Source organism: Rhizobium sp. CFBP 8762 (genome assembly GCF_014841565.1).
Classification (GTDB): domain Bacteria; phylum Pseudomonadota; class Alphaproteobacteria; order Rhizobiales; family Rhizobiaceae; genus CFBP-8762.
This window is the reverse complement of sequence record NZ_JACYUD010000009.1, coordinates 69,416-95,148: the sequence shown is the minus strand read 5'-3', so window position 1 is coordinate 95,148 and position 25,733 is coordinate 69,416. Positions and strand designations below refer to the sequence as shown.

The following is a 25,733-nucleotide window of genomic DNA, read 5'->3' as shown; positions in this document are numbered from 1 at the left end:
GAACTTTTAAAAATCCGTTGGTTGAAATGAAAAACGGCGGGCTCTTGGCCCGCCGTTTGAAGAAAAGCAAATGTTAGACAGCGGCCTTACGGCGGGCCAGACCCTGGCCACCCGGCTTGGCCGCGTTGTTGGCTGCATCGCGGGCAATTTGTGGGCGGTCACGCCATTCCACGGGCTTGGCGGCTGTCGCGGCACCGGCAGCGCGGGGCGCACGGCCTTTGCCACCATTGCCGCGCTTGGCCATGGCTGTTTCATGCGCAGCCTGTGCTGCTGGGCCCTGACCCTTGCGGTGCGGCTTTTTGGCCGGACGCAAATCGCCGAGCAATTCATCACCGGCAAAGCTCGAAGGCGCCGGTGCTGCGGCACGCGGCTCACGACGCTGCTGACCCTGACCCGGACGACCTTGACCCTGACGTTGTCCACCATTGCCCGCCGGGCGACCACCGCCACGGTTGCCATTGGTGCGACCCTTGGACGGGCGAGCCTGATCGGCAGGAACGTCGCCGCCAGCCACTTCGATGGAGATGTTCATCAACCGCTCGATGTCGCGCAGAAGACGGATTTCATCCGGTGCGCAATAGGCAATGGCGATACCATCGCGGCCCGCGCGCGCTGTGCGGCCAATGCGGTGCACGTAGGCATCCGGTACTTCCGGCAGGTCATAGTTATAGACATGCGTTACGCCGGGAATGTCGATGCCGCGGGCGGCAACATCGGTTGCGACGAGAACGCGCACTTCACCGGTTTTGAAGGACTGGAGCGCACGCTCACGCTGTGCCTGGCTCTTGTTGCCGTGAATGGACGCGGCCTTGAAGCCGACGCTGTCCAGATGCTTCATCAGCTTTTCAGCGCCATGCTTGGTGCGCGAAAACACCATCGCGAGGCCGGTTGGGTTGGCCGTCAGGGAGTTCTTCAAGAGATCGGTCTTCTGGCTGCCACCGGTGACAAAGTGAACATACTGCTCCACCTTATCGGCGGCCTTGCCGGGCGGTGTTACTTCCACCTTCTTTGGATCGGTCAGGTACTCGGAAGCAAGATCCGCGATCTGCTTTGGCATGGTGGCCGAAAACAGCAGGGTCTGACGGTTCTTCGGCACCAGCTTGGAAATCTTGCGCAGATCGTGGATGAAGCCCAAATCCAGCATCTGGTCGGCTTCGTCCAGAACGAGGTATCGCGCCTGTGTCAGCGACACGGCCTTGCGAGCGATGAGGTCGAGCAGACGGCCCGGCGTCGCCACCAGAATATCCACGCCACGGTCCAGCTGCTGGGCCTGCTTGTTGATGGACGCGCCGCCAACGACAAGGCCGATCTTGATCGGGGTCTTCTTGACGAAGCTTTTCAGGTTTGCCGCAATCTGGTTCACCAGCTCGCGGGTGGGCGCCAGAATAAGGGCGCGAATGTTGCGCGGATCGGGACGCTTGCCGTCCGCCATCAGCTTTTCAATCATCGGCAGGCCGAAAGCGGCTGTCTTGCCGGTGCCGGTCTGGGCCAGACCAATCATGTCATGGCCAGCCATGACGAGCGGAATGGCTTCGCTCTGGATAGGGGTGGGCTTTTCATAGCCAAGGCCAGTCAACGTTTCCAATACGTGGGCGGAGAGGCCAAGCTCTGTAAAAGTGGTCAAATCAGTATGCCTTTCGGGGCGCAAAACGAACAGGCCGGAACAGCACCATGCGGTTCCGGTTTCGCTTCGCGTCAAGAACCCCGCGTGATTTGGGAACTTGTGGGTTGGATCAAGCTGTCAGCGCACGCCTCCGCCAGATGGCGAAAGTGCAGTTTGCGCTAGCCTTCGGTACGGAGAGTATATCCGCAGGGCTCGCTCACGCGGCGGCCGGAAGGTTGACGCTGGGCCTCATGTCGGTGTTTTGCGCCGCAAAGTCAAGGAAATAGTTATGCTGATTTGCGCCCGCACAGCATTTCCCGCTTGTGAGCAAAGCCGCGCCGCCTCTCCACTGCAAAGCCCGCAGCTTGCAAATTGCGCCGCACAAAGCCCGCCGCCGCGTAGGTGGCAAAGGTGCCGCCCGGCCGCGTCTTTTCAAACACAGCCTGCATCAGGTCGAGCGACCACATGTCCGGGTTTCGCGCGGGCGCAAAGCCATCGAGATACCACGCATCGAAGGTCAGGCCGCAGGCGGGCACAGCGTCGAGTGCTGCCGCGCAGATCACGGTCAACCGTGTCTGTGCATCCAGCGTCAGTTCGATTTTGCCTTGCGGCACGGCGGGCCAAAGCGAAACCAGGTGTTTGCGCTCGCTCTCTATCTCCGGCCATGGGGCAAGTGCCCGTTCTATCTCGTCTGCCTGCATGGGATACAGCTCGAATGAGACGAAATGCAGCGCTCCGTTGGAGCGTGTGGCCTTCCATTGGCGGTAGGTTTCACAAAAGTTCAGGCCTGTGCCAAATCCAAGCTCGCCGATGGTGAACTGTGACTTGTCCTGCCAGCACTCAAGAATCGAATTGCCCTCAAGAAACACGTGGTCGCATTCCTTTCGCCCGTCAGCGTTACAATAAAAGTGGTCGCCAAAGCGGGGGGAATAGGGCATATCGCCCTCATGCCATTCTAATGTGCTGTTTTCAGGACTCTCTGCGCTCATGACCAAAGCCGATACAAATTCTGCCGTCTTTGGTCAATTGCAACAGGACCTGTTGATCGTCGGCGGTGGCATCATGGGCCTGTGGGCGGCCTATTATGCGGCCCAGGCGGGACTGAAAACCTTGCTCGTCGAGCGGGGAACCATAGGCTCTAGCACCAGCGGCGGCTTGCTGGGTGCGCTGATGCCCCATGCGCTCGACCGCTGGAACGACAAGAAACAGTTTCAGTTCGACGCGCTCATGTCGCTGGAAGGTGAAATCCGGCAAGTGGAAGCCATCAGCGGTTTGCAAGCCGGATATCGCCGCTCCGGCAGGCTGGTGCCACTGGCAAAGCCGCATCTGCGGGCGATTGCCGATGAGCAGATGGGCAGCGCGTCCACCCACTGGACGACCTATTTTTCGGGCCACAGGCCCGGCCATTATTCGTGGCAAACACGCGATACGCCGTTTGCGCCGGACTGGCCTGTAGCATCCGCCTGCCTGCACGGGTGCACCTTCGATACGCTTTCTGCGCGGGTGTCTCCCCGCCAGTTGATTGCGGTGTTGCGCGCTGTGCTGGAGCAGAGCCCGCTCGTGACGCTACGGGAGCATGCGGAGCTTGAAACGCTAAACCCTGCCGAGGGTAAGGCGGTTCTGGCGGGTGGCGACGCGGTCCACTTCGGCCATTCTATCCTTGCCGCCGGAGTCCGGGCGTTTCCACTGCTGGACGCCATGCAGCCGGGTTTGAAGCCGTCCGGTACAGCGGTTAAGGGCCAAGCGGCGCTCTTGCAGGCCAATATTGACCCGAACTGGCCCATTCTGTTTGATCGCGGTCTGTACATCGTACCCCATGAAAACGGCAGTGTCGCCATTGGAAGCACCAGCGAGGTCGAGTTTGCCGATCCCGGTTCAACTGACGGCAAGCTGGATGACCTTCTGGATGAAGCTTGCGCTCTATCGCCGCTTTTGCGTGGCGCACCTGTTATCGAGCGGTGGGCCGGGCTTCGCCCCAAGGCCATCGGGCGTGATCCCATGGTCGGGCACCATCCAGAATTTCCAAGGCTGTCGCTTTTGACCGGGGGATTCAAGGTCAGTTTCGGATTGGCGCATCGGCTGGCGCAAAGCGTTGTCGAAAGCCTGACAGGCACCTCTGCAATCTCCTTGCCAGACGCATTCCGGGTGGAAGCGCATCTGGACAAAATGCGCGGGTAGAGAGCATTAATTGCTCATTGACATCAAACGATTTTTTGGTTTTTTTACCCTCGACTTTCTTCGATCTGGTGATACCGTCCGTTCAAAAAAACGGGGACTGAAAAGAGGAAAATCGAATATATGTATCCGCGTGATATGATCGGCTACGGCCGCAGACCGCCCGATGCCAAGTGGCCCGATGGTGCCAGAATTGCCGTACAGTTCGTGGTGAACTATGAAGAGGGCGGCGAAAATAATATTCTCCACGGCGACGCCGCGTCGGAGGCTTTCCTGTCGGAAATCGTTGGTGCTGCACCGTGGGCGGGCCAGCGCCATATGAATATGGAATCCATTTATGAATATGGGTCACGCGCCGGTTTCTGGCGCTTGTGGCGCCTGTTCACCAAGGCCAATCTGCCGGTAACGGTCTATGGCGTTGCAACGGCGCTTGCCCGTAACCCGGAGGTGGTGGCCGCCATGAAGGAGGCGGACTGGGAAATTGCCTCCCATGGCCTAAAATGGATCGACTATCGCGATTACAGCTATGAGGCTGAAAAGGCCCATATGGAGGAAGCCATCGCCCTGCACGAGGCGGTGACGGGCGAGAAGCCTCTGGGTTGGTACACAGGCCGCTCGTCGGTTCATTCGCACCAGTTGGTGGTGGACAATGGCGGTTTTCTCTACTCGTCGGACGCCTACGCCGATGATCTGCCCTACTGGATTGCCGGTCAGGCACCGCAGACCCCCCATCTGATTATTCCCTACACGCTGGATGCCAACGATATGCGCTTTGCCACGCCGCAAGGGTTCAATGCGGGCGAACAGTTTTTCCAGTATTTGAAGGACAGTTTCGATGTCCTCTACGCAGAAGGGTCGGAGGGACAGCCGAAGATGATGTCTATCGGCCTGCATTGTCGCTTGGTTGGGCGTCCGGGACGTTCAGCTTCACTTCAAAGATTCATTGATTACATCCTCGGCCATGACAAGGTCTGGGTGCCGCGCCGCGTTGATATTGCCCGCCACTGGCACCTGCATCACAAGCCGGAAAGCGCAGCATAATGATTGACAGGACAGCTTTTGTAGACCGCTTCGGCGGTGTGTTCGAGCATTCGCCATGGGTAGCAGAACGGGCGCTGGACGCGGGGCTTGCAAAACCACTCACAGTGCAGTCCCTCCATGCCGCCATGGTGGAAGCGTTCCGGGCGGCCGATTATGCCGAGAAGCTTCAGGTGTTGCGCGCTCACCCCGATCTTGCCGGACGACTGGCCATTGCAGGAGAACTGACGGCCAGTTCGAAAGCCGAACAGGCCTCCGCCGGACTGGATCGCTTGAGTGTTGCGGAACACACGCGGTTTCTGGCGTTGAATGCGCTCTATATCCAGCGTTTCGGGTTTCCCTTCATTATCGCCGTGCGCGGTCTGGACAAGAACGATATCATTTCGGCGTTTGAAAGCCGCATCGGCAGCACGCCGGAACAGGAGTTTGCCACGGCCTGTGCCGAGGTAGAGAAAATTGCGCGTTTGCGCCTCGATTCACTGCTGCCGGGAGAAACCTATGACAGCCACTGACACGACGCTTGATGCCGGTGCACTGCCGGACTTTACCAAAGGAACCGTTAACCTTGCATCGGCGCGGCTGGGTGCACGGGGCCTGTCAGCCACCGATGAGTTCTTCGCGCCGCTGGAGCGGATGCTGGAGGATGCGCCCGCACGGTTTTTGCCGGATGTTTACGATGACAACGGCAAGTGGATGGACGGCTGGGAAAGCCGCCGCAAGCGCGTGGAAGGCCATGACGTCGCGGTTATACGGCTTGCCATGCCCGGCCGTATTTTCGGCTTTGATGTCGATACCAGCTTTTTTACGGGCAACTACCCGCCCCATTGCCGCATAGAGGCTGCCTTCATTGCGGACTGGGAGCCGCTGGATGACACGCAATGGGTGGAGGTGCTGGCAAAATCACCGCTGGGGCCTTCGGCGCATCATTACTTTGCCGCGTCGGGCGAGGGCATCTGGACCCATATTCGGCTGCATATCTTCCCGGATGGCGGCGTGGCGCGCTTGCGCGTTTTCGGCGCTGCGTTTTTTGATTGGGACAAGGTCGGACCAACCGAAGAGGTTGATCTTGCCTATATTTACAACGGCGCAAAATCGCTCGCCTGGTCGGATGCGCATTATGGCCATCCAGACCAGATGCTGGGACCGGGCCGGGGGATCAATATGGGCGATGGCTGGGAGACCGCGCGCCGTCGCGGCCCTGGGCATGATTGGGCCATCATCAAACTCGGGGCACCCGGCATTATTTCCCGCGTTGTGGTGGATACCGCCCATTTCAAAGGCAATTATCCCGATAGTTGCGCGCTGTTCGGTGCGTATCTACCCGACCATTCGGACAGTTTCGCAGACGCCGAACTGGCGGCATCGGTGCAATGGACGCCGATTCTGGCGCGTCAGAAGCTGCAAATGGATCACATCCACGAGTTCTCCGGCGAGACGCTCCAGTTGGACGGGCCCGTCACGCATGTGCGCTTCGCCATGCATCCTGATGGTGGTGTCAGCCGGTTGCGCCTGTTCGGGCATAAGGCATGATCAAGCTCGGCATCCGTCCGTTGACGGCTAAAGCGTTCGCCCCGTTCGGCACGGTGGTAGAGGCCGACCCGGCGACGGTGCGCATGATCAATGGCGGCACGACAACGCGGTTCCATGGACTGGCGACGGCGGATGTGGTGGGCGAGGGTGCTAATGTCATCCTCAACCTGTTTCGCGGGCAGCCGCGAACCTTTCCTTATGACGTGACGATGATGGAGCGCCATCCGCTCGGCAGTCAGAGTTTTCACCCCTTGAGCAATCGCCCATGGCTGGTGGTGGTGGCTGCTGACGATGATGGCCGACCGGCAGAGCCGCAGGTGTTTCTGGCATGTGGTTCGCAAGGCATCAACTACGCCCGTAATGTCTGGCACCATCCACTGATGACGCTGGATGAGGTGAGCGATTTTCTTGTAATGGACCGTGATGGCCCCGGCCAAAATCTCGAAGAGTTTTTCTACGAGCAAGCTTATGTAATCGAGGAGCCGAGGCATTGAGCGGAAAACTGACAACCCATGTGCTGGATACGGCGACGGGACGACCGGCGGTGAACCTGCGCATCGACCTGTCTCGACTGACCAGCGAAAGACGTGAGTTGCTGAAATCGGTTCGGACCAATGCCGACGGTCGTGTCGATTATCCGTTGTTGCAGGATGACGAGTTTCGGATCGGACAGTATGAGTTGGTTTTTTACGCCGGCGATTACCTGCGCAAAACCGGGTCTTATTTGCCCGAGCCTGCATTTCTGGATGTCATTCCGCTGCGGTTTGGCATCGCGGACGAAGCGGCGCATTACCACGTGCCGCTGCTGCTCTCCCCTTATGGATACTCCACGTATCGGGGGAGTTGATCAACGCATACTAATGTTGTACAATAAATTGTACAAGTAGAGAGGTGTGCGATGCAGACGATTATGTTTTCTCAGGCAAGAAACGAGCTGTCCGGTTTGCTCGATCAGGTATCGCGTGATCATGTGGCCGTCGAAATCGTGCGTCGTGATAAGCCATCCGCTATTGTGATGGATAAGTCAGAATATGAAGGTATGATGGAGACAATCCATCTTTTGTCATCTCCGGTCAATGCCGCTCGTCTTTTGAATGCTATTGCTGAAGTTAAAGCTGGCAATTTTGAAGTGCATGATCTGATTGAAGAATAATGTTGATCGTCTGGCACCCTACCGCTTGGGCCGATTATTTGTACTGGCAGCAGAATGACAAAAAAATGCTGTTTAGAATCAACGACCTTATTAAGGATACGATGCGGCACCCTTTCGATGGTATCGGTAAGCCGGAGCCTTTAAGAGGCAACCTCAAAGGACAATGGTCGCGGCGGATAACACAGGAGCATCGTCTCACTTATCTGGTCAAGACAGCCCAAGGGGACCAAACTCTGGTTATTTTGCAGTGCCGGTTTCACTACTGACCTTCACCGCATTGCCCGCCACATAGGTCTGCGCCACCGCCCGATCATCACCCATCGTCTGCAACAGGAAAAGTTCTTCGGCCAGCGTCTGCACGACTTCCGCTTTCAGCGCCATGGCCGGAGTGGCCGCCATGTTGAGCACGACGAGGTCGGCGTCGGTGCCCACGTCGAGAGTGCCAATATGGTTTTCAAGGCTTAGCGCGCGCGCGTTGCCGAGTGTCATATGGTAAAAACTGTCGAAGGGGTTCAAGCGTTCGCCCTGCAATTGCAGAACCTTATAGGCCTCATCCAGCGTGCGCAGCATGGAATAGCTTGTGCCGCCGCCAATATCGGTGGCAACGGACACACGCACGGGTTTTTGGCGGCGCTCCAGATGTTTGAGCGCGAACAGGCCGCTGCCGAGAAACAGGTTTGATGTCGGGCAGAAAACCGCAACCGAACCGCTTTCACTCAACGCGTCCGCCTCGCGGTCGCTCAGGTGAATGCAGTGACCAAACAGGCTCTTGGGCCCAAGCAGACCGTAATGGGCGTAGATATCGGTATAGTCTTTGGCGTGCGGGTACAGTGCCAACGTCGTGCGGATTTCGTCGTGATTCTCGGACAAATGGGTCTGGATATGCAGATCGGGATGCTCGCGCGCCAAGGTCTGCGCCATCTCCAACTGCTCCGGTGAGGAGGTGATGGCAAAGCGGGGCGTGATGGCCACATGATTGCGGCCCTTGCCATGCCAGTCGGCAATCACTTGTTTTGTATCGTCGTAGCCATCCTGCGGCGTGTCGCGCAGCGCCTCGGGCGCATTGCGATCCATCATCACCTTGCCTGCCACCATGCGCATATTGCGCTTGAGGCTTTCGGCAAAGAACGCATCCGCAGAGGTCTTATGGACCGAGCAATAGGCGCTGGCTGTCGTTGTGCCATGGCGGGTCAGTTCGTCAAAGAAATGACCGGCAAAACGGGTGGCATGGTCAGCATCGGCAAAGCGCTGCTCCTCCAGAAAGGTGTAATCATGCAGCCATTCCAGCAGATTGGCTGCGTAGGAGCCAACCACCTGCATCTGCGGAAAATGAATGTGGGTGTCGATGAAGCCGGGCAGGATCAGGTGCGGGCGATGGTCGATTTCGATGGTGCCAACGGGTGCCTGCGCCTTGACGGTCTCAAAATCGCCTGTCGCGATGATCTTGCCGTCTCCCATCAGCAGTCCGCCGTCGCTCTCGTAACGGTAGCTCGTGCTATCGGTCATGCTGTGCGGGGCATGGTTGAAGGTCAGAAGGCGTCCGCGCAGCAGGGTGGTGGTCATCGTGTCTCGTTTTCCGCCACGGCACTTTCATACCAGGCTGTCAGAAGTTTTCGTTCCTCCGGCGTGATCTCCGTCACATTGCCGGGCGGCATCGCATGGCTGCGACCGGCCTGTATGTAAATCTCTCGTGCATGGGCGGCAATGCCCTCGTCGGTTTCCAGCACAACGTTTTTCGGTGCGGCGCGAATACCCTCCCATGCGGGCTCCGCCGCGTGGCACATAGAGCAGCGTGACATGACCGTATCCCGTGCGGCTTCAAAGTGTGCATTTTGCGCAAATTTCTGGAAAACCGGCGCGACTCTGGCCTGTTCGCCGGACAGGATTTTTGGCACGGTCGATAGCCAGATGATCAGCATGAAGAGGATGATGGTTGCAGGCCATGTCCATGTCGGGCGGCCTTTGCGGGCGTGCGTCGTGTTGAACCAGTGGCGAATGGTAACACCCATGAGGAACACGAGCGCTGCAATCAGCCAGTTATACTGCGTGCCGAAGGCGAGCGGATAGTGGTTGGACAGCATCAGGAAGATGACGGGCAATGTCAGATAGTTGTTGTGCAACGAGCGCTGCTTGGCCTGCTTGCCCAAAGCGGGGTTGGGAGTTTTGCCCGCAATCAGGTCCGCCACCACAATTTTCTGGTTGGGAATGATGATGAGAAACACATTGGCCGACATGATAGTGGCGGTAAATGCACCAAGATGAATGAAGGCGGCCCGACCGGTAAACAGGTGCGTATAGCCCCAGGCCATAGCTACGAGCACGCAATAGAGCACCAGCATGAGCGCTGTATCGTGTCTGCCGATGGGGGATTTGCACAGCGTATCGTAGATTAGCCAGCCAGCGGCAAGGGACGCGATGGAGATGGCAATCGCCTGCCATTGCGAAACATCCAGCACATGCCGGTCAATGAGGAAAAGATCAGCCCCGGCGTAATACACGATGGCAAGCATGGCAAAGCCCGAGAGCCATGTGGCGTACGATTCCCATTTGAACCACGTCAGATGCTCCGGCATGGTCGCCGGTGCCACCATGTATTTTTGAATGTGGTAGAAGCCTCCGCCATGAACCTGCCATTCCTCGCCACTGGCACCGGGCGGCAGATGCTCGCGCTTCACCAGACCCAGATCCAGCGCGATGAAGTAGAAGGACGAACCGATCCATGCAATGGCGGTGATCACATGCAGCCAGCGGGCAGCAAAGGCCAACCATTCCCATGCAATGGCAAATTCATACATGCGGCACGTCCTTCAAAAGCACTGTTATCAATTCGGCGGCGGTCAGCGCGGCAATCACTTCCGGGCGCTTGTCGTGCACAGCGGTGCCGCCTACGGGCAGGGTGAGGCGGGCAAGATGGTCGGAATTGCCGCCCTCGCGCACGAACCAGTTGGAAAACGTCGCTCGCTTGGTGCGTGATCCGATCATGCCGACAAAGGCCAGATCGTCGCGAGTCAACGCTTCCGCAGCAATCAGGAAGTCCTGTGCGTGATCATGCGTAAGAATGACGATGGCGGAGCCGGATGGAATGTCGCGTACCTGCGCTTCCGGCATGGCAACCACCTGCGTGGTGGTGTCAGGGCCAAGGCCATCAAGTGCGCTCGCGCGGCTCTCCACCACGGTGACCTGCACCGGCAGGAGTTTCAACGCATCACACAGCGCATGGGAGACGTGACCGCCACCAAACAGCCAGATCTGCGGCGCATCGGCTTCCCGCCGTGCCAATCGGTCCAGAAGCTCTGCGCGGGCCGCAGGTGTCGCATGGGTAAAGGACAGCACCACCCGCCCGCCGCAGCATTGGCCGATCTCTGGCCCAAGCGGAATATCCAACCGGCTGTCACCCCCGGTGCCGGCCAGCAGGTTACGGGCATTTTCCACCGCCAAAAACTCCATATGGCCGCCGCCAATCGTGCCACAACTCTGCGTGGGGCTGACAAGCATCACCGCGCCTTCCTCTCGCGGGGTGGAGCCGCGCGCGGTTTCAACGGTGACAATGATTAGGTCCTGTTCACGAGACAGAAATGCTTTCAGGCGGCGCAGCGATGCCGTCATGCGTGCGCTCTCAGCCGTTCCACGGCCATGAGAATGCGCTCCGGCGTGGCAGGCGTATCCAGGCGCGGGCAGTGGCGGTAATCGGCGACGCTGGCAACAGCCATGGACAAGGCTTCCAGTACCGAGATTGGCAGCATGAACGGCGGCTCGCCCACAGCCTTGGAACGGCCGATGGTTGGCTCCTTGTTTTGCGACCACTCCGCCAGCTTCACATTGAAAATTTTTGGCCGGTCGGATGCGACGGGAATTTTATAGGTGGAGGGGGCGTGCGTGCGCAGCCGTCCCTTGGCATCCCACCACAGCTCTTCGGTCGTCAGCCACCCCATGCCCTGCACGAAAGCGCCTTCCACCTGACCAATATCGATGGCCGGGTTGAGTGAGTGGCCAACATCATGAAGAATATCGGTGCGCTCCACCATATACTCCCCGGTCAGCGTATCGATAGACACTTCCGAAACCGCGGCACCGTAAGAGAAGTAATAGAATGGTGTGCCCTGACCGGCGGCGCGGTCCCAATGGATTTTGGGTGTTTTGTAGAAGCCAGCCGCCGAGAGTTGCACCCGCGCCAGATAGGCAGCCTTGATGAAGGCGTCAAAGGGTATCAGCTCATCCCCCACCTTCACATGGTGGGCGATGAACTGCACGGTGTCGGCTGCAACGCTCCAGCGCTCAACGGCAAAAGCCACCAGCCGCTCCTTGATCTGGCGTGCGGCGTCGCACGCCGCCATGCCATTCAGGTCAGACCCGGACGAAGCGGCGGTGGCCGATGTATTGGGCACCTTGCCCGTGGTGGTCGCGGTAATCTTGATGCGGTCAATATCGATCTGGAAGGCTTCCGCCAGAACCTGGGCGATCTTGATGTTCAAGCCTTGACCCATTTCGGTGCCGCCATGGTTCAGGTGCACCGAGCCATCCTGATAGATATGCACCAGCGCGCCTGCCTGATTGTACCAGGTGGCGGTGAAGGAGATGCCGAACTTGACCGGCGTCAACGCTATGCCCTTTCGGATCACAGAGCTGGAAGCGTTGAAAGCGAGAATAGCCGCGCGACGGGCCTGATAGTCGGAGGTTTCCTCCAGTTCCGCCACCAGTTTGCCGATAATATTGTCTTCGACGCGCTGGTGGTACGGCGTGAGGTCACGCTTGGAACCGGCCTCTCCGTAGAAGTTGGCTTTGCGGATGTCCAGCGGATCGCGGCCCAGAGCGTAGGCGATTTCCTCGATCATCCGCTCCGCACCCACCATGCCCTGCGGTCCGCCAAAGCCGCGAAACGCGGTGTTGGAGACCGTATTGGTTTTCAGCGGCTGGGAGGTAAGCCGCACATGGGGATAAAAATAGGCGTTATCGGCATGAAACAGGGCACGGTCGGTCACCGGGCCGGAAAGATCGGACGAGTAGCCGCAGCGCGCCGCGTAATTGGCGATAACCGCATGAATGCGCCCGTCGTCGTCAAACCCCACATCATAATCCACCAGAAAATCATGACGCTTGCCGGTGGCGGTCATGTCCTCGTCCCGGTCCGGGCGAAACTTGACGGCGCGGTTGAGTTTCTTGGCGGCGACGGCTGCCAGAGCGGCAAACTGGTTGCTCTGCGTTTCCTTGCCGCCAAAGCCGCCGCCCATGCGCCGCACCTGCACCGTTACCGCATTGGACGCAACGCCCAGCACATGGGAGACCATATGCTGCACCTCGCTCGGATGCTGCGTGGAGGACCAGACGGTGACATCGTCATCCTCGCCGGGAATGGCCATGGCAATATGGCCTTCCAGATAGAAATGGTCCTGTCCGCCGATACGCATCTGGCCGCGCAAGCGACGGGGCGCATCGGCCAAGGCATCGTCAGGCTGTCCCCGTTTCAGCGTCAGCGGCGGCGTCACCAGCGTGCCCCCGGCGTCAATAGCCTGTTGCGCATCTGTAATATGGGGCAGGTCGCGGTACGTGATGCGGGCAAGGCGGGCGGCACGCCGCGCGATATCGCGTGTCTCAGCGATGACGGCAAAGGCCGGCTGGCCGTGAAATTGGACCACGCCATCCGCCAGCACCGGCTCATCATCCATATGGCTGGGGCTGATATCGTTGGAGTAGGGCATGTCGCGCGCCGTCAGCACGCAGACGACGCCGGGGGCGGCGCGGACCGCCGACAGGTCCATCTCGATGATTTCCGCGTGTGCGCGGTCGGTCATGCCGAGCGCGCCGTGCAGGGTGCCTGCCGGCTCCGGCATATCATCGATATAATCGGCGCTGCCGGTGACATGTTTATGCGCGGAATCGTGGCGCACCGAGTGGTGCATGGGGCCATTGATAACGCGGCGCTGGTCGAAGGTTGATTTATCCATGGGCAACCTCGGCAAAACGGCGCAGTTGAACATCATGCCCGAGCGATTCCAGATAAAACCGCGTCAACAGATTGCGGGCGGTGAGAAGCCTGTACTCGGCTGACGCGCGCCAGTCGCTGAGTGGCTGATAATCCTCTGCAAAAGCATTGAGCGCAGCGTTGATCGTGTCTTGCGTCCACCGCTGGCCAATCAACGCCGCTTCCACGCTGGGCGCGCGTTTGGGTGTCGCGGCCATGCCCCCGAAGGCAATGCGGATACTGGTGACAATATTATCCCGCAGCACGAGATGGAACGCGCCGCACAGGGCGGAAATATCCTCGTCCCGCCGCTTGGAAATCTTGTACACCGCAAAGCGGGCGTCCGGCTCCAGAACAGGCACGAAAATGCTTTCGACAAATTCGTTTTTGGCCCGGTCCTGTTTGCCGTAGTCGATGAAGAAGTCCTCCAGTAGCATCGTGCGGCGACCATGTGCACTGCGCAGGGTTATACTGGCACCGAGCGCGATCAGCGCTGGCGGCGTATCGCCGATGGGGGAACCGTTGGCGATGTTGCCGCCAATCGTGCCCATACTGCGCACCTGCTCGCCGCCCAGCCGGTTCAATAGATTGCGCAGAGCGGGATAGCCTTGGCTCAGGGTTTCGAAGGCAGTTGCATAGGTCACGCCAGCGCCGAGTGTGATGCCGTCCTCGCTGTGCGAGATCCTCTGCAATTCGGAGAGATTGTTGATAAACACCAGCGGGTTCAGCGCCCGCATCTGTTTGGTGACCCATAGCCCGACATCGGTGGAGCCCGCCACCACGGTGGCTTCAGGGTGCTCATCCAATATCGTTGCAAGATCATCCACGGTGCCCGGCACCATAAGACAGTGGTCCGGCCTGCCGATGCGGATCGTCTCACGTTGATCCAGCGCTGTCAGCCGGTTGGTAATATCGGTTCGCAGGCTGAGCAGAGGATCAAACAGCGCGTCGGGCCGCGATGCCGCAATGGCTTCCGCCGCGCGGATGATGGGCTCATAGCCGGTGCACCGACAGAGATTGCCTTGCAAGGCCCGCTCGATTTCGGCCCGGCCGGGCGCCTCGTTCGACAGCCACAGGCCATAGAGCGACATGATGAAGCCCGGTGTGCAGAAGCCACATTGTGAACCGTGATAGTCCACCATGGCCTGTTGGACCGGGTGCAGCGTACCCTCACGCGGGCTCAGATGCTCCACGGTCACCACATGGGTGGCCTGCAGCGAGCCGACAAAGCGAATGCAGGCATTGACGGTTTCATAGCGCAACTGTCCATTATGAAGCCTGCCGATCAGCACCGTACAGGCGCCGCAATCGCCTTCGGCGCAGCCCTCCTTCGTGCCCGTCAGGCGACGCTCCAGCCGCAGATAGTCGAGCAGTGTCGCTGTCGGCGACAGCGCCTCAATCACCACATCGGCATCGTTCAGAATAAAGCGAAGAGCAGCTTTGGTGTCGGTCATCGTGGCTCATGTTCCCCGCGCTTTTGCGCTTTTTGTTGACGGTAGGTTACGCCTGTGCGTGGCATCGTCAAGAGAGGAAACAGTCTGTTGCCAAACTCGCTCTGTCTTTCAGGAGCTTTGCCACCTAAATGTGAGAGCGATCAAACCCGTGAGAATAACGATGGAACTGGGACTGTATACCTTCGCCGATGTCGATCCGAATGCACCTCAGCGGGGTGCGGAGGGCAAGCGTCGGCTGGATGATCTTCTGGAAGAAATCACGCTGGCCGATGAAGTCGGGCTGGACGTTTTTGGGCTGGGGGAGCACCATCGGCCGGATTATGCGGCCTCTGCGCCCGCTGTCATCCTGGCAGCCGCTGCCGTCAAGACCAAACGCATCCGCCTGACGAGCGCGGTCACGGTGCTGAGTTCCGACGATCCGGTGCGCGTCTTTCAGCAGTTCGCAACGATCGATCTTCTGTCCAACGGGCGGGCGGAGATCATGGCGGGGCGCGGCTCCTTCATCGAATCCTTTCCGCTGTTCGGCTACGAGCTGGATGATTACGATGTGCTTTACGCTGAAAAGCTCGATCTGCTGCTGGCCCTGCGCGACTCGGAAGTCGTCACGTGGTCCGGTGCGACGCGCGCACCCATCCATGCGCGCGGTGTCTATCCACAGCCCTTGCAGGAAAAGCTGCCGATCTGGGTTGCCGTTGGCGGCACGCCGCAGTCGGTGGCGCGTGCAGGCGCTTTGGGCCTGCCCATGGGCCTTGCCATTATCGGCGGCGAACCGCACCGGTTTGCACCGCTCTTCAACCTGTATCGACAAGCGGCTGAGCGGGCCGGTCAGGACGCAGCCCAGTTGAAAACATCCATCAACGTCCACGGCTTTATTGCTGATACGGACGCGGTGGCGGCGGACCAGTTCTACTCGCCACAGGCAGAGGTGATGAACCGAATTGGCCGCGAACGCGGCTGGGGACCGACCAACCGCGCCCATTTCGATCAATCTCGTGGACCAACGGGCGCATTGTTTGTGGGAGATCCGGAGACGGTGGCGCGCAAGATCGTGGCGCACCACCAGATTTTCCGCAATGACCGGTTCCTGCTGCAAATGGCAATTGGCCCCATGCCGCATGAACAGATTATGCGCGGCATTGAGCTGTACGGAACGAAGGTCGCACCTCTGGTGCGGCAGATGCTCAAGGAACTCGGAGATGAGCATCTCTATTAAATATCTGTAATATAAGTCTTTTCGTTTGTGGCGTACAAGGTTTTGCCATAGTTTCGGCCAACCCTTGATTTTTAGGGTTACTGCCGCAAACGAAAGACCATCCCTTGTTCGTATCCTTCTTTCCCAAGCCGAAAATGTTCTTTATCAGCGCCATAGTCTGGAGCCTTCTGGCCATCCTGCTGTGGTACGCGGGCGGTTCCGCATTTGGCGCGTATTTTGGATTGCCGCCGCTGGCGGAGGGGCAGCAGCCGCCCATCGGCGTATCGTTGTTCTGGTCCACGCCCTTCCTTTGGTTCTATATCTACTATGCGGTGGCGGTCGCGCTGTTTGCGGCATTCTGGTTTTGGTACGCGCCGCACCGTTGGCAAATGTGGTCCGTTCTTGGGTCGGCGCTGATTATATTTGCGACCTATTTCTCGGTGCAGGTCAGCGTTGCCGTCAACGCATGGTATGGCCCGTTTTACGATCTGATCCAGCAGGCCCTGGCCCGTACCGCGCCTGTTACCGCAAGCCAGCTGTATCTGGGTGCGCTGGATTTTGCCGGTATCGCCTTTGTCGCAGTCACCGTGGGCGTGCTGACGTCATTTTTCGTCAGCCATTATATCTTCCGCTGGCGTACAGCCATGAACGAGTACTACATGACGTATTGGCCGAAACTTCGTCATATCGAAGGTGCCTCACAGCGTGTGCAGGAAGATACGATGCGGTTTTCCACCACGGTGGAAGGGCTTGGTGTCAGCCTCGTACGCGCTGTCATGACGTTGATTGCGTTTTTGCCGGTGCTGTTTACTTTTTCCCAAACCGTCACCGAACTACCTCTGGTGGGTGAAATTCCGCACGCGCTGGTCTGGGCGGCTGTCGGCTGGGCGGTGTTTGGTACAGCATTTCTGGCTCTTGTCGGCATCAAGCTTCCGGGGCTGGAATTTCGCAATCAGCGCGTGGAGGCAGCCTATCGAAAAGAGCTGGTATATGGGGAAGATGACGCAAGCCGCGCCGATCCGATGACCATTGCGCAGCTTTTCGATGATGTTCGCCGCAATTACTTTCGGCTTTATTTCAACTACCTCTACTTCAACGTTGCCCGCATCTTCTATCTGCAGGCCGACAATCTGTTTGGTACGCTGGTGCTGATCCCGTCGATTGTTGCCGGCAAGATTACGCTTGGGCTGATGAACCAGATACTGAACGTGTTTGAACAAGTTCGCGGGTCTTTCCAATACCTCGTGAACTCGTGGTCAACGATTGTGGAATTGCTCTCCATCTACAAGCGTCTGCGCGCTTTCGAGGCTGCAATTGATAATGAACCGCTGCCGGAAATCGACCAGCGCTACATGGCGCGCGGCGGCGAAGAAATCTGATTAGAACCTAGAAGGGGCCTGCCGTCTGGCGGGCCTCCGGCAGTTGCAGAGCCTGCGCATGGCTGACGCAGGCGACATCCGGCTTGCCGCAGACTTCTGTCAAAAACCGGTCCAGTGCCCGCCAGTAGGCGCCGCCGTTCATCTCCACAAAGTGAAAGCCGAGCTGTAGCGGAATGCGCTTGCCTGTATACTGTTCATTGAAGGCATCTCGATAGGCTTTGAGCGTTCGTTCCTCGAACATCCCACTGTCCTTGCGGTTCTCCACGCCCATGGAGTGGCGCACGAACAGATTATAATCCATGCCGATCACCCGGCGTCCAGATGGTCCCTCCGGGATCAAGGGCAGGGCAAAGCGCACCAGACCATTCTGAAGTTCCGGCACGGCTGGGCCTTTGGACACCAGACTGGCATCATAGCTAAACCCGAAGCGTTTCAGCGCGGGCACCAGACCCGCGCTCTGCGACAGATAGGGCACGCGAAACCCCTTTATGTCGTTCTGTGCAAAATCCTGCCAGCCCTGCGGCTCCTCGGCTGCCAGCCCATTGTTCTTCCACCCGTCCCGCAGGGCAGCGCGGAAGCTGGAAAACTCTCGGACCCACTCGGCTTCCGTCCAATCCTTGCCATCGAAATGGCCGCAGGCATGGCTGCCGATATCATGGCCTGCCGTGTGCGCCTTCCAGATGTTGCGCAGGCGTGTCTGCACCTCGTCAGCAGTCTGGCCAAAGCCGACATTGGATTTTCCGGCTTTATGTCCGGGTGCCTGATAGGCATTGCCGCCGGTTTCCCGGGTCATCAAAAATGTGCAGGACAGAAAGTAGGTAAAATGCGCCCCCGTGCGGGCCGCCATGTCGAGGCTTTTGTCCCACAGCCGGTTGTCATGCGCGCCATCGAAGGACACCACGACAAGCTGTTTGCGCGCATCAGCTGCGGGGGAAACATTTTCTGCAGCAGCGGCGGGAAAAGCGAGACCAAGAAGGGGAAGGCAAACGAGAAGACGGGACATAAACTGACAAGCAACCTGATAACGTACAAAGCATAAACCGGCCGGAGCGAAACGAGGATCGACAAGTTTATGATTCAAAAGATGACTGAGCGCGATGCGTGACGCCCGATTGCGGCAAACCTTTGGTCATCCACCCATTTTTACTGTATGGGTGGGCACCAATTCCACTGTCACAACGGATAAATCATGGCTCTTCTTCTTCTCGGTATCCTCCTGTTTCTGGGCGCGCATCTCGCCCGTGTCATCAAACCCGATCTGCGGGAGACGGTTATCGCCCGTTATGGCAAAGCGGCGTGGGGCGCTGGCCATGGTATTCTCAGCCTCGTGGGATTGGTTCTTCTCTGTCTTGGCTTTGTGCAGGCGCGCGATGCAGGTGGTGCTATTCTCTATACGCCACCGGCCTTTTTCTCGCACATCACGCTGCTGCTCATGGTGTTTGCGTCAGTCTGTCTTGCCGCCGGGTTTTTCCCGGCTGGACGCATCAAGGTGGCGCTCAAGTTTCCGTTTCTGGTTGCGGTCAAGATCTGGGCGCTGTCGCACCTGCTGGCCAATGGCGAAAGCTATTCGGTTGTGCTGTTTGTTGCGTTTCTGGCCTGGGCCGTCATTGTGCGCATCTCGGCCAAAAAGCGGCTGCAACGCGGTGAGGCAACGCTGCCTGTGTTCGTATCGGCCAAATACGATGTGTACGCGATTGTTCTGGGACTGGTATTCTACGGCCTGATGGTCTGGCGGCTGCATGAATGGCTGATTGGCGTTTCACCGCTGACAATGGGGTAGGGGAGAAATTTCCCCTTACAAGACGCCAAAAAAAGGGTAGAAGCCGAAACTTAATCAATGACGACAACCGGAAACGCGCATGGCCAATCAGGACGACAGCTTTATTCGTGAAGTGAACGAAGAAATCCGCTCCGAGCAGATGCAGGCGGTGTGGAAGCGCTTCGGTCGCCTGTTCATCGCGCTTGCCATTCTGGTGGTCATCGCGACTGCCGGTAAGGTTGCCTATGATTACTGGCGGGAGCGCACGGCATCCCAGTCCGGCGATCAGTTTCTGGCCGCGCTGACACTCGCCAAGGATGGTAAGAATGATGAAGCCTTGGCTGCCCTTTCCGCACTGGAAAAGGACGGCTCCGGTGCCTATCCAGTGCTGGCGCGGATGCGCGCTGCCACCTTGCAGGCACAAAAGGGCGATACGGCTGCGGCCATTGCCGCGTTTGACGCCATCGGCAAGGACAACAGTATTGCCCCAGCCCTCCGTGATGCGGCCCGCGTGCGCGGTGGTTATCTCATGATCGATACTGCCAGCTATGATCAGGTGGTTGCCGCCATGTCCGGCCTGACGGATGGCGCGCAGGCGCTGCGCCATTCTGCCCGTGAAGTGCTGGGTCTCTCCGCCTACAAGGCAGGGGACACGGCTAAGGCAAAGGAATGGTTCGACCAGATTGCTGCCGATAAGCAGGCACAACCCAATATTGCAAATCGCGCGCGGATCATGCTTGATCTGATCGCATCCGGCGCCAAATCTTAAAAAAACGCGCCCGTTAGGATAAGAGTATGAGTTTCACCGTCGCCATTGTCGGGCGTCCGAATGTTGGCAAGTCCACGCTGTTCAACCGTCTGGTTGGCAAAAAGCTGGCGCTGGTTGACGATACGCCGGGCGTGACCCGCGACCGCAGGCCTGGCGAAGCGCGCCTGATGGATCTGCGCTTCACCATCATTGACACGGCGGGTCTGGAGCAATCGGCGCCGGATACGCTGCAAGGCCGCATGTGGGCGCAAACGGAAGCCGCACTGGATGAGGCCGATCTGACGCTGTTCGTGGTGGACGCTAAAAACGGCCTGACACCTGCCGACAAGACGCTTGGCGAAATGCTGCGCCGACGCAACAAGCCGGTTGTGCTGGTTGCCAACAAATCGGAAGCGCGTGGCTCGGATGGCGGGTTCTATGATGCTTTCACGCTGGGTCTGGGTGAGCCATGCCCGATTTCTGCCGAGCATGGGCAGGGCATGATCGATCTGCGGGACGCAATTGTCGAAGCCATTGGCGAGGACAAGGCGTTTCCACCCAAGGCCGACGAGCCTGAGGTGAATGTAGACATTCGCCGCGCAGACAAAAACGGGATTGGCGAAGACGACATTGACGAAGACGATGAGGAAGAGCCCACCTACGACGATACCAAGCCTCTTCGCGTGGCAATTGTCGGGCGTCCGAATGCCGGTAAATCCACTCTGATCAACCGCTTTCTGGGCGAAGACCGCCTGTTGACCGGACCAGAGGCGGGCATCACCCGCGACTCCATTTCGGTGGAGTGGGACTGGCGTGGCCGCATCATCAAAATGTTTGACACTGCCGGAATGCGCCGCAAAGCGCGGGTGCAGGAAAAGCTGGAAAAGCTGTCGGTTGCCGATGCGCTGCGCGCCATTCGCTTTGCGGAAACCGTGGTGATCGTGTTTGACGCGACCATTCCGTTTGAAAAGCAGGATTTGCAGATCGTCGATCTGGTACTGCGCGAAGGCCGCGCTGCTGTGCTGGCGTTCAACAAATGGGACCTGATCGCAGACCAGCAGGCGCTTCTGGCCGAACTGCGCGAGAAGACTGACCGACTGCTGCCGCAAGCACGCGGCATTCGCGCCGTGCCGATTTCCGGCCAGACGGGGCGCGGGCTCGACAAGCTGATGCAGTCGATCATCGATACGGACCGCACGTGGAACCGCCGCATTTCAACGGCGAAGCTGAACCGCTGGCTGGAATCCCAGCAGGTGCAGCATCCGCCACCGGCCGTTTCAGGCCGTCGCCTGAAGCTGAAATATATGACGCAGGTCAAGGCGCGTCCACCGGGTTTCATGATTTCCTGCACAAGACCGGATGCTTTGCCGGAATCCTACATCCGCTTTTTGACGAACGGATTGCGCAGTGATTTCGACCTGCCGGGCGTGCCGATCCGTATTTCCCTGAAAGCGTCGGTCAATCCGTTCGAGCCGAAGAAGAAGCGCAAGATATATTGATTTTCTGGCCCTGCTACGACTTAACGTCATGTCGCAGCAGGGCGATTTCTCAGAGTCAATTGAATCGGTTAGTCGGATTCCTTCAAGCTTGTTATAGCCCGAGCTTTTCTATCGCGACCAATGCTCCGTGGTGGCCGATAACCGCTGCGGCAATGCGGGCAGCATAGGCGGCTGCTTCGGGTGCATTTTGATGCTGAATGTAATGGGCCAGAAATGCCCCATTGAAACTGTCGCCCGCACTGGTCGTATCGACGATCGCGGCATCCATAACGGCGGGTACGAAACGACGGTCACCATCAAAATCGAGCGTGACACCAGCCGCACCGTTTTTCACCACGATATCGCGCACCCCGAGGGTACGATAGCGGGTGACCGTTGCTTCGATATCGGCATCGCCGAAATGCGTCGTCTCATCGTCAAAGCTTGGCAGAACCATGCTGGCGGCTTGGGCGCCCCGGCTGATGGTGTCGCGCATCGTTTGCGGATCAGCCCAGAGGCGGGGGCGGATGTTGGGATCGAAAGCCACGAGCTTGCCGGAGGTCTTGGCGCGGGCTGCGAGTGCCAGCAGGGTATCGACACCCTCAGGGGAGAGAATGGCGAGCGTGACCCCGGAGAAGAGAACAACATCCGCCGCATCCATCGCTTGCCTCAGCGCATCCGCGTCATCGGCAAGCGTACGTGCCGCCGAATGGCTGCGCCAGTAGGAAAAGCTGCGCTCACCCCGGTCCAGATGGATCATGTAGAGGCCAACGGTGCGGTCAGCATTACGGCGAATGAAGCGGGTGTCGACACCGGTCTCAGCCATAAAAGCCAGCATGTCGTCGGAGACGCGATCTTGACCCACAACACTGGCATAGGCTGCTGTCCAGTCTGGAGGCAGACAGGCGCGGGCGTAATAGGCGGTGTTGAATGTGTCACCCGCATAGCCCTTGTGCAGAAGCCCGCCGTCGGCCTGCTTCAGCTCCACCATGCATTCACCGATTGTCAGCAGTGTTCCGCCCATTTGATCCTCCCCCGTTCAAGGAAATTTGCATAAAGCTGTGTGGGTTTGATGGCAAGTCTCGCGCTGAGGCTTGTCAAAGAAGAGCGAATGCATCCACATCCACCATACCCTTGTCCGAAATTTTTAAATGCGGAATGACTGGCAGGGGCAGGAACGCCAGTTGCAGGAACGGCTCTTCGAGTGTGGAACCGAGCGCAAAAGCGGCGGCGCGTAAATCCTTTAACGTATCGCGAACATGCTCGAAGGGCTCAAGGCTCATCAGGCCCGCCACAGGCAGCGATATTTCTGCCGTAACACGTCCCTCATCCACCACAACGAAACCACCGTTGATGTCGCTCAGGCGGTTGGCAGCAATCGCCATGTCTTGCGGACTGACACCCACGACGCAGATATTATGGCTATCATGGCCAACGGTCGAGGCGATGGCGCCGCGCTTCAGACCAAAACCCTGTACGAAGCCATTGGCATGGTTGCCGTTGATGCCATGGCGCTCGATTACCGCGACCTTGATGATATCGCGGTCAAGATCGACCTGAGGTACGCCGCTGTGAGAAGCCAAGGAAAAATGACGATGCTCGGTGATGATTTTGCCGGGCAGGACCCCGATGACCGATGTTTCGCCATCCGTCGCACCCGCCAGAAAATGCGTCGCCGATACGCGTGCTGCTTTCACGCTGTCCAGCCCCACCGGGTTTACCGGCGTGCGGGTTGCAAACAAATTATCGGTCACGCGCCTGCCGGCGGAAAGCACGGTTTCCACACGGCAGCCTTCCAGCGAATCGACAATGGCGATATCGGCACGCCAGCCCGGCGCTATCAGGCCCCGGTCTCGCAAACCAAATGCCCGTGCGCCGGAAATGGAGGCTGCGCGATAGATCGCCAGCGGCTCGACCCCGGCAGCGATGGCCGTGCGGATCATATAGTCGAGATGCCCGTGCTCGGCGATATCCAGCGGATTGCGATCATCGGTGCAGAGCGCCAGAAAGGGCGACAGCCGCTCCGTAATAATGGGAATCAGTGCATTCAAATCCTTGGAGACGGAACCTTCGCGCACTAGAATGTGCATCCCTTTGCGGATTTTCTCGAGCGCCTCGTCGGCGGTCGTGCATTCATGATCGGTACGAATGCCCGCAGCCAGATAGCCATTCAGGTCTGCCCCTCGCAACAACGGCGCATGGCCATCGATATGGCCCCCCTGAAACGCCTCCAGTTTTGCCATACAGCCCGGGTCCTTGTGAATGACGCCCGGAAAATTCATGAATTCCGCAAGGCCGATAACCTTGGGGTGATCGCGGAACGGCAACAGTTTTTCAACCGGCAGCGCCGCACCTGCGGTTTCCAGATGCGTGGCCGGTACGCAGCTCGAAAGCTGCACCCGCACATCCATGATGGTGTGAAGCGATGACTCCAGAAAATAGCGAATGCCAGTTTCGCCCAGCACATTGGCAATTTCATGCGGATCGCAAATCGCAGTGGTGATGCCGTGTGGAAGCACGCATCGGTCGAACTCGTGCGGGGTAACGAGCGAGGATTCGATATGAAGATGCGTATCGATAAAGCCCGGCACGGCGATGCGCCCGCTGATATCGATGGTTTCCACGCCTTCATACTGACCGCAGGTGCCCACAATTGTGTCGCCGCAGAGCGCAATATCGCCCTCCACGAGTTCCCCGGTTACAAGATCGAAGAAACGCCCGCCGGTCAGCACGAGATCAGCGGGCGTGCGGCCCACGCCCTGATCTATTCTGTCTTCAAGTCTGCTCATGATCACGCAATGTCACGCAGGATTTCGCCGATGCCGCCGATCAGTTCATCGATCTGCTCGGTTGTAATGATCAGCGGCGGGGATAGGGCGATGGTATCGCCGGTGGTGCGGATGAGGAGGCCACGCTCATAGGCTTTCAGAAAGGCGGAGAAGGCGCGTTTGGTCGGCTCTCCGGCGATGGGCGCAAGCTCTATGGCGCCGATCAGCCCGATGTTTCTGATATCGATGACATTGGGTGCATCGGCAAGACCATGCAGCGCATTTTCCCAGTAGGGGGCGAGTTCAGCGGCACGCTCGAACAGACGCTCGTCGCGGTAGGTATCCAGCGTGGCAACAGCGGCGGCTGACGCAATCGGGTTGCCGGAATAGGTGTAGCCGTGGAAAAACTCGATCATGTGCTCCGGCCCGTTCATGAACGCATCGTGGATTTCCGAGGTTACGAACACGGCCCCCATGGGAATAACGCCGTTGGTCAGACCCTTGGCCGTGACCATGATATCGGGTGTGACTCCGTAATACTGCGCTGCAAACGGCGTGCCCATGCGTCCATAGCCGGTGATGACTTCGTCGAAAATCAGCAGAATGCCGTGCTTTGTGCAGATATCGCGCAGCTTCTGAAGATAACCCTTTGGCGGAACCAGCACGCCGGTTGAACCTGCCACAGGCTCCACGATTACGGCGGCGATGGTGGAGGCATCGTGAAGGGTGATAATGCGGTTCAGTTCGTCCGCCAGATCGCCGCCATGTTGCGGCTCGCCCTTGGAGAAAGCGTTGCGCTCGGGCAGATGGGTGTGGGGCATATGGTCCACACCGGAGAGCAGCGTGCCAAACATCTTGCGGTTGGACACGATGCCGCCGACCGAGATGCCACCGAAATTAACGCCGTGATAGCCCCGCTCACGCCCAATCAACCGGGAGCGTGATCCATCGCCCTTGGCGCGGTGGTAGGCGAGCGCGACCTTCAACGCGGTATCGACCGATTCGGAACCGGAATTGGTGTAGAGAACATGGTTCAGCCCATCAGGGGCAATGTCCACCAGACGGTTTGCCAGTTCGAATGCCTTGGGGTGGCCGAGCTGGAAAGCGGGCGCGTAATCCAGTTCCCCGGCCTGCTCGGCAATAGCCTGCGTGATCAGCGGGCGGCAGTGGCCCGCATTCACGCACCAGAGACCGGCGGTGCCATCCAGCACAGAGCGCCCGTCGCTGGTGGTGTAGTGCATGTTTTTGGCACCCACGAACAGGCGGGGCTCTTTCTTGAACTGCCGGTTGGCCGTAAACGGCATCCAGAAGGCACTAAGATCGTTTGGTATGGCATTGAGACGGTTGGACATAGTTCATCCTTGGCGGCGGTGATCGAATTGAACGCGCAAGCCCTTAGGAAACCGATCGGCCCTTAGGAAACCTATTGGATTGCCCCGCGTTTTGCGGCAGGGTAACAGTGCGCCGGGGTGCGTCAAGCCCGTGGGTGAATCTATT

The 25,733-nt window shown here is 58.7% G+C and carries 24 protein-coding genes; 13 read left to right on the top strand and 11 right to left on the bottom strand.

Features of this window, described 5'->3' with window-relative positions; translation table 11 throughout:
- Positions 1–73 precede the first annotated feature (73 nt).
- Together IFT84_RS18725 and mnmD are read right to left on the bottom strand one after the other, a co-directional pair.
- Positions 74–1,624 (bottom strand): DEAD/DEAH box helicase, encoded by a 1,551-nt coding sequence (locus IFT84_RS18725; protein WP_192122137.1) that lies wholly within the window; start codon positions 1,622–1,624, stop codon positions 74–76.
- Positions 1,625–1,890: 266 nt separating this feature from the next.
- Entirely contained in the window at positions 1,891–2,592 is a 702-nt protein-coding gene (gene mnmD / locus IFT84_RS18720; RefSeq protein WP_192122136.1) for a tRNA (5-methylaminomethyl-2-thiouridine)(34)-methyltransferase MnmD, read from the bottom strand.
- Here mnmD and IFT84_RS18715 point away from each other — a divergent pair.
- From IFT84_RS18715 to IFT84_RS18680, 8 genes are all read left to right on the top strand, one after another.
- Positions 2,591–3,781, top strand: coding sequence for an NAD(P)/FAD-dependent oxidoreductase (locus tag IFT84_RS18715; RefSeq protein ID WP_192122135.1), 1,191 nt, complete (start codon positions 2,591–2,593; stop codon positions 3,779–3,781). The genes mnmD and IFT84_RS18715 overlap by 2 nt on opposite strands.
- Positions 3,782–3,901: 120 nt before the next feature.
- The gene (gene puuE, locus IFT84_RS18710; protein ID WP_192122134.1) at positions 3,902–4,819 is read left to right on the top strand and encodes an allantoinase PuuE; all 918 of its coding nucleotides are present in this window, start codon (positions 3,902–3,904) and stop codon (positions 4,817–4,819) included.
- Entirely contained in the window at positions 4,819–5,328 is a 510-nt protein-coding gene (gene uraD, locus IFT84_RS18705) for a 2-oxo-4-hydroxy-4-carboxy-5-ureidoimidazoline decarboxylase (RefSeq protein ID WP_192122133.1), read from the top strand. Before puuE ends, uraD begins: the two co-directional genes overlap by 1 nt.
- Positions 5,315–6,346, top strand: a complete 1,032-nt coding sequence (alc, locus tag IFT84_RS18700) for an allantoicase (protein WP_192122132.1) — start codon at positions 5,315–5,317, stop codon at positions 6,344–6,346. Before uraD ends, alc begins: the two co-directional genes overlap by 14 nt.
- The gene (locus IFT84_RS18695) at positions 6,343–6,840 is read left to right on the top strand and encodes an ureidoglycolate lyase (protein WP_192122131.1); all 498 of its coding nucleotides are present in this window, start codon (positions 6,343–6,345) and stop codon (positions 6,838–6,840) included. The genes alc and IFT84_RS18695 overlap by 4 nt, the downstream gene beginning before the upstream one ends.
- Positions 6,837–7,193, top strand: coding sequence for a hydroxyisourate hydrolase (uraH, locus tag IFT84_RS18690; protein ID WP_192122130.1), 357 nt, complete (start codon positions 6,837–6,839; stop codon positions 7,191–7,193). The genes IFT84_RS18695 and uraH overlap by 4 nt, the downstream gene beginning before the upstream one ends.
- A 51-nt stretch (positions 7,194–7,244) precedes the next feature.
- A complete protein-coding gene (locus tag IFT84_RS18685; protein ID WP_192122129.1) occupies positions 7,245–7,499 on the top strand; it encodes a type II toxin-antitoxin system Phd/YefM family antitoxin in 255 nt (84 codons plus the stop codon).
- Entirely contained in the window at positions 7,499–7,765 is a 267-nt protein-coding gene (locus IFT84_RS18680) for a Txe/YoeB family addiction module toxin (RefSeq protein WP_192122128.1), read from the top strand. Before IFT84_RS18685 ends, IFT84_RS18680 begins: the two co-directional genes overlap by 1 nt.
- On the opposite strand, the gene guaD is transcribed toward IFT84_RS18680, so the two are convergent.
- The 5 genes from guaD to xdhA are packed head-to-tail and all read right to left on the bottom strand — an operon-like array spanning position 7,737 to position 14,912.
- Positions 7,737–9,062 (bottom strand): guanine deaminase, encoded by a 1,326-nt coding sequence (guaD, locus tag IFT84_RS18675; RefSeq protein WP_192122127.1) that lies wholly within the window; start codon positions 9,060–9,062, stop codon positions 7,737–7,739. The genes IFT84_RS18680 and guaD overlap by 29 nt on opposite strands.
- The gene (locus tag IFT84_RS18670) at positions 9,059–10,294 is read right to left on the bottom strand and encodes a urate hydroxylase PuuD (protein ID WP_192122126.1); all 1,236 of its coding nucleotides are present in this window, start codon (positions 10,292–10,294) and stop codon (positions 9,059–9,061) included. The genes guaD and IFT84_RS18670 overlap by 4 nt, the downstream gene beginning before the upstream one ends.
- The gene (gene xdhC / locus IFT84_RS18665) at positions 10,287–11,093 is read right to left on the bottom strand and encodes a xanthine dehydrogenase accessory protein XdhC (RefSeq protein ID WP_192122257.1); all 807 of its coding nucleotides are present in this window, start codon (positions 11,091–11,093) and stop codon (positions 10,287–10,289) included. The genes IFT84_RS18670 and xdhC overlap by 8 nt, the downstream gene beginning before the upstream one ends.
- Positions 11,094–11,101: 8 nt before the next feature.
- Entirely contained in the window at positions 11,102–13,441 is a 2,340-nt protein-coding gene (gene xdhB / locus IFT84_RS18660) for a xanthine dehydrogenase molybdopterin binding subunit (RefSeq protein WP_192122125.1), read from the bottom strand.
- Positions 13,434–14,912 (bottom strand): xanthine dehydrogenase small subunit, encoded by a 1,479-nt coding sequence (gene xdhA / locus IFT84_RS18655; RefSeq protein WP_192122124.1) that lies wholly within the window; start codon positions 14,910–14,912, stop codon positions 13,434–13,436. Before xdhA ends, xdhB begins: the two co-directional genes overlap by 8 nt.
- Positions 14,913–15,072: 160 nt before the next feature.
- On the opposite strand from xdhA, the gene IFT84_RS18650 reads away from it, so the two are divergent.
- On the top strand, positions 15,073–16,125 hold the full coding sequence (locus tag IFT84_RS18650) for an LLM class flavin-dependent oxidoreductase (RefSeq protein WP_192122123.1): 1,053 nt from the start codon (positions 15,073–15,075) through the stop codon (positions 16,123–16,125).
- 104 nt (positions 16,126–16,229) lie between these two features.
- A complete protein-coding gene (bacA, locus tag IFT84_RS18645) occupies positions 16,230–17,483 on the top strand; it encodes a bacteroid development protein BacA (RefSeq protein ID WP_192122122.1) in 1,254 nt (417 codons plus the stop codon).
- A 7-nt stretch (positions 17,484–17,490) separates the two neighbouring features.
- Here bacA and IFT84_RS18640 read toward each other — a convergent pair whose 3' ends face one another.
- Entirely contained in the window at positions 17,491–18,486 is a 996-nt protein-coding gene (locus tag IFT84_RS18640) for a polysaccharide deacetylase (RefSeq protein ID WP_244651283.1), read from the bottom strand.
- 186 nt (positions 18,487–18,672) lie between these two features.
- Here IFT84_RS18640 and IFT84_RS18635 point away from each other — a divergent pair, with 186 nt between their 5' ends.
- The 3 genes from IFT84_RS18635 to der all read left to right on the top strand — a co-directional run bounded on the left by IFT84_RS18635 (position 18,673) and on the right by der (position 21,489).
- Positions 18,673–19,263: an NnrU family protein gene (locus IFT84_RS18635; protein WP_192122121.1), complete on the top strand. Its 591-nt coding sequence runs from the start codon at positions 18,673–18,675 to the stop codon at positions 19,261–19,263.
- A gap of 79 nt (positions 19,264–19,342) precedes the next feature.
- Positions 19,343–20,011: a tetratricopeptide repeat protein gene (locus tag IFT84_RS18630; RefSeq protein WP_192122120.1), complete on the top strand. Its 669-nt coding sequence runs from the start codon at positions 19,343–19,345 to the stop codon at positions 20,009–20,011.
- 26 nt (positions 20,012–20,037) lie between these two features.
- A complete protein-coding gene (der, locus tag IFT84_RS18625) occupies positions 20,038–21,489 on the top strand; it encodes a ribosome biogenesis GTPase Der (RefSeq protein WP_192122119.1) in 1,452 nt (483 codons plus the stop codon).
- 91 nt (positions 21,490–21,580) lie between these two features.
- Here the strand turns inward: der and IFT84_RS18620 are convergent, their stop codons facing one another.
- The 3 genes from IFT84_RS18620 to IFT84_RS18610 form a co-directional block, all read right to left on the bottom strand.
- Positions 21,581–22,492 (bottom strand): sugar kinase, encoded by a 912-nt coding sequence (locus tag IFT84_RS18620; protein WP_192122118.1) that lies wholly within the window; start codon positions 22,490–22,492, stop codon positions 21,581–21,583.
- Between the two features lie 73 nt (positions 22,493–22,565).
- A complete protein-coding gene (gene ade, locus IFT84_RS18615) occupies positions 22,566–24,257 on the bottom strand; it encodes an adenine deaminase (protein WP_192122117.1) in 1,692 nt (563 codons plus the stop codon).
- 2 nt (positions 24,258–24,259) lie between these two features.
- Positions 24,260–25,588, bottom strand: a complete 1,329-nt coding sequence (locus IFT84_RS18610; protein WP_192122116.1) for an aspartate aminotransferase family protein — start codon at positions 25,586–25,588, stop codon at positions 24,260–24,262.
- Positions 25,589–25,733 lie beyond the last annotated feature (145 nt).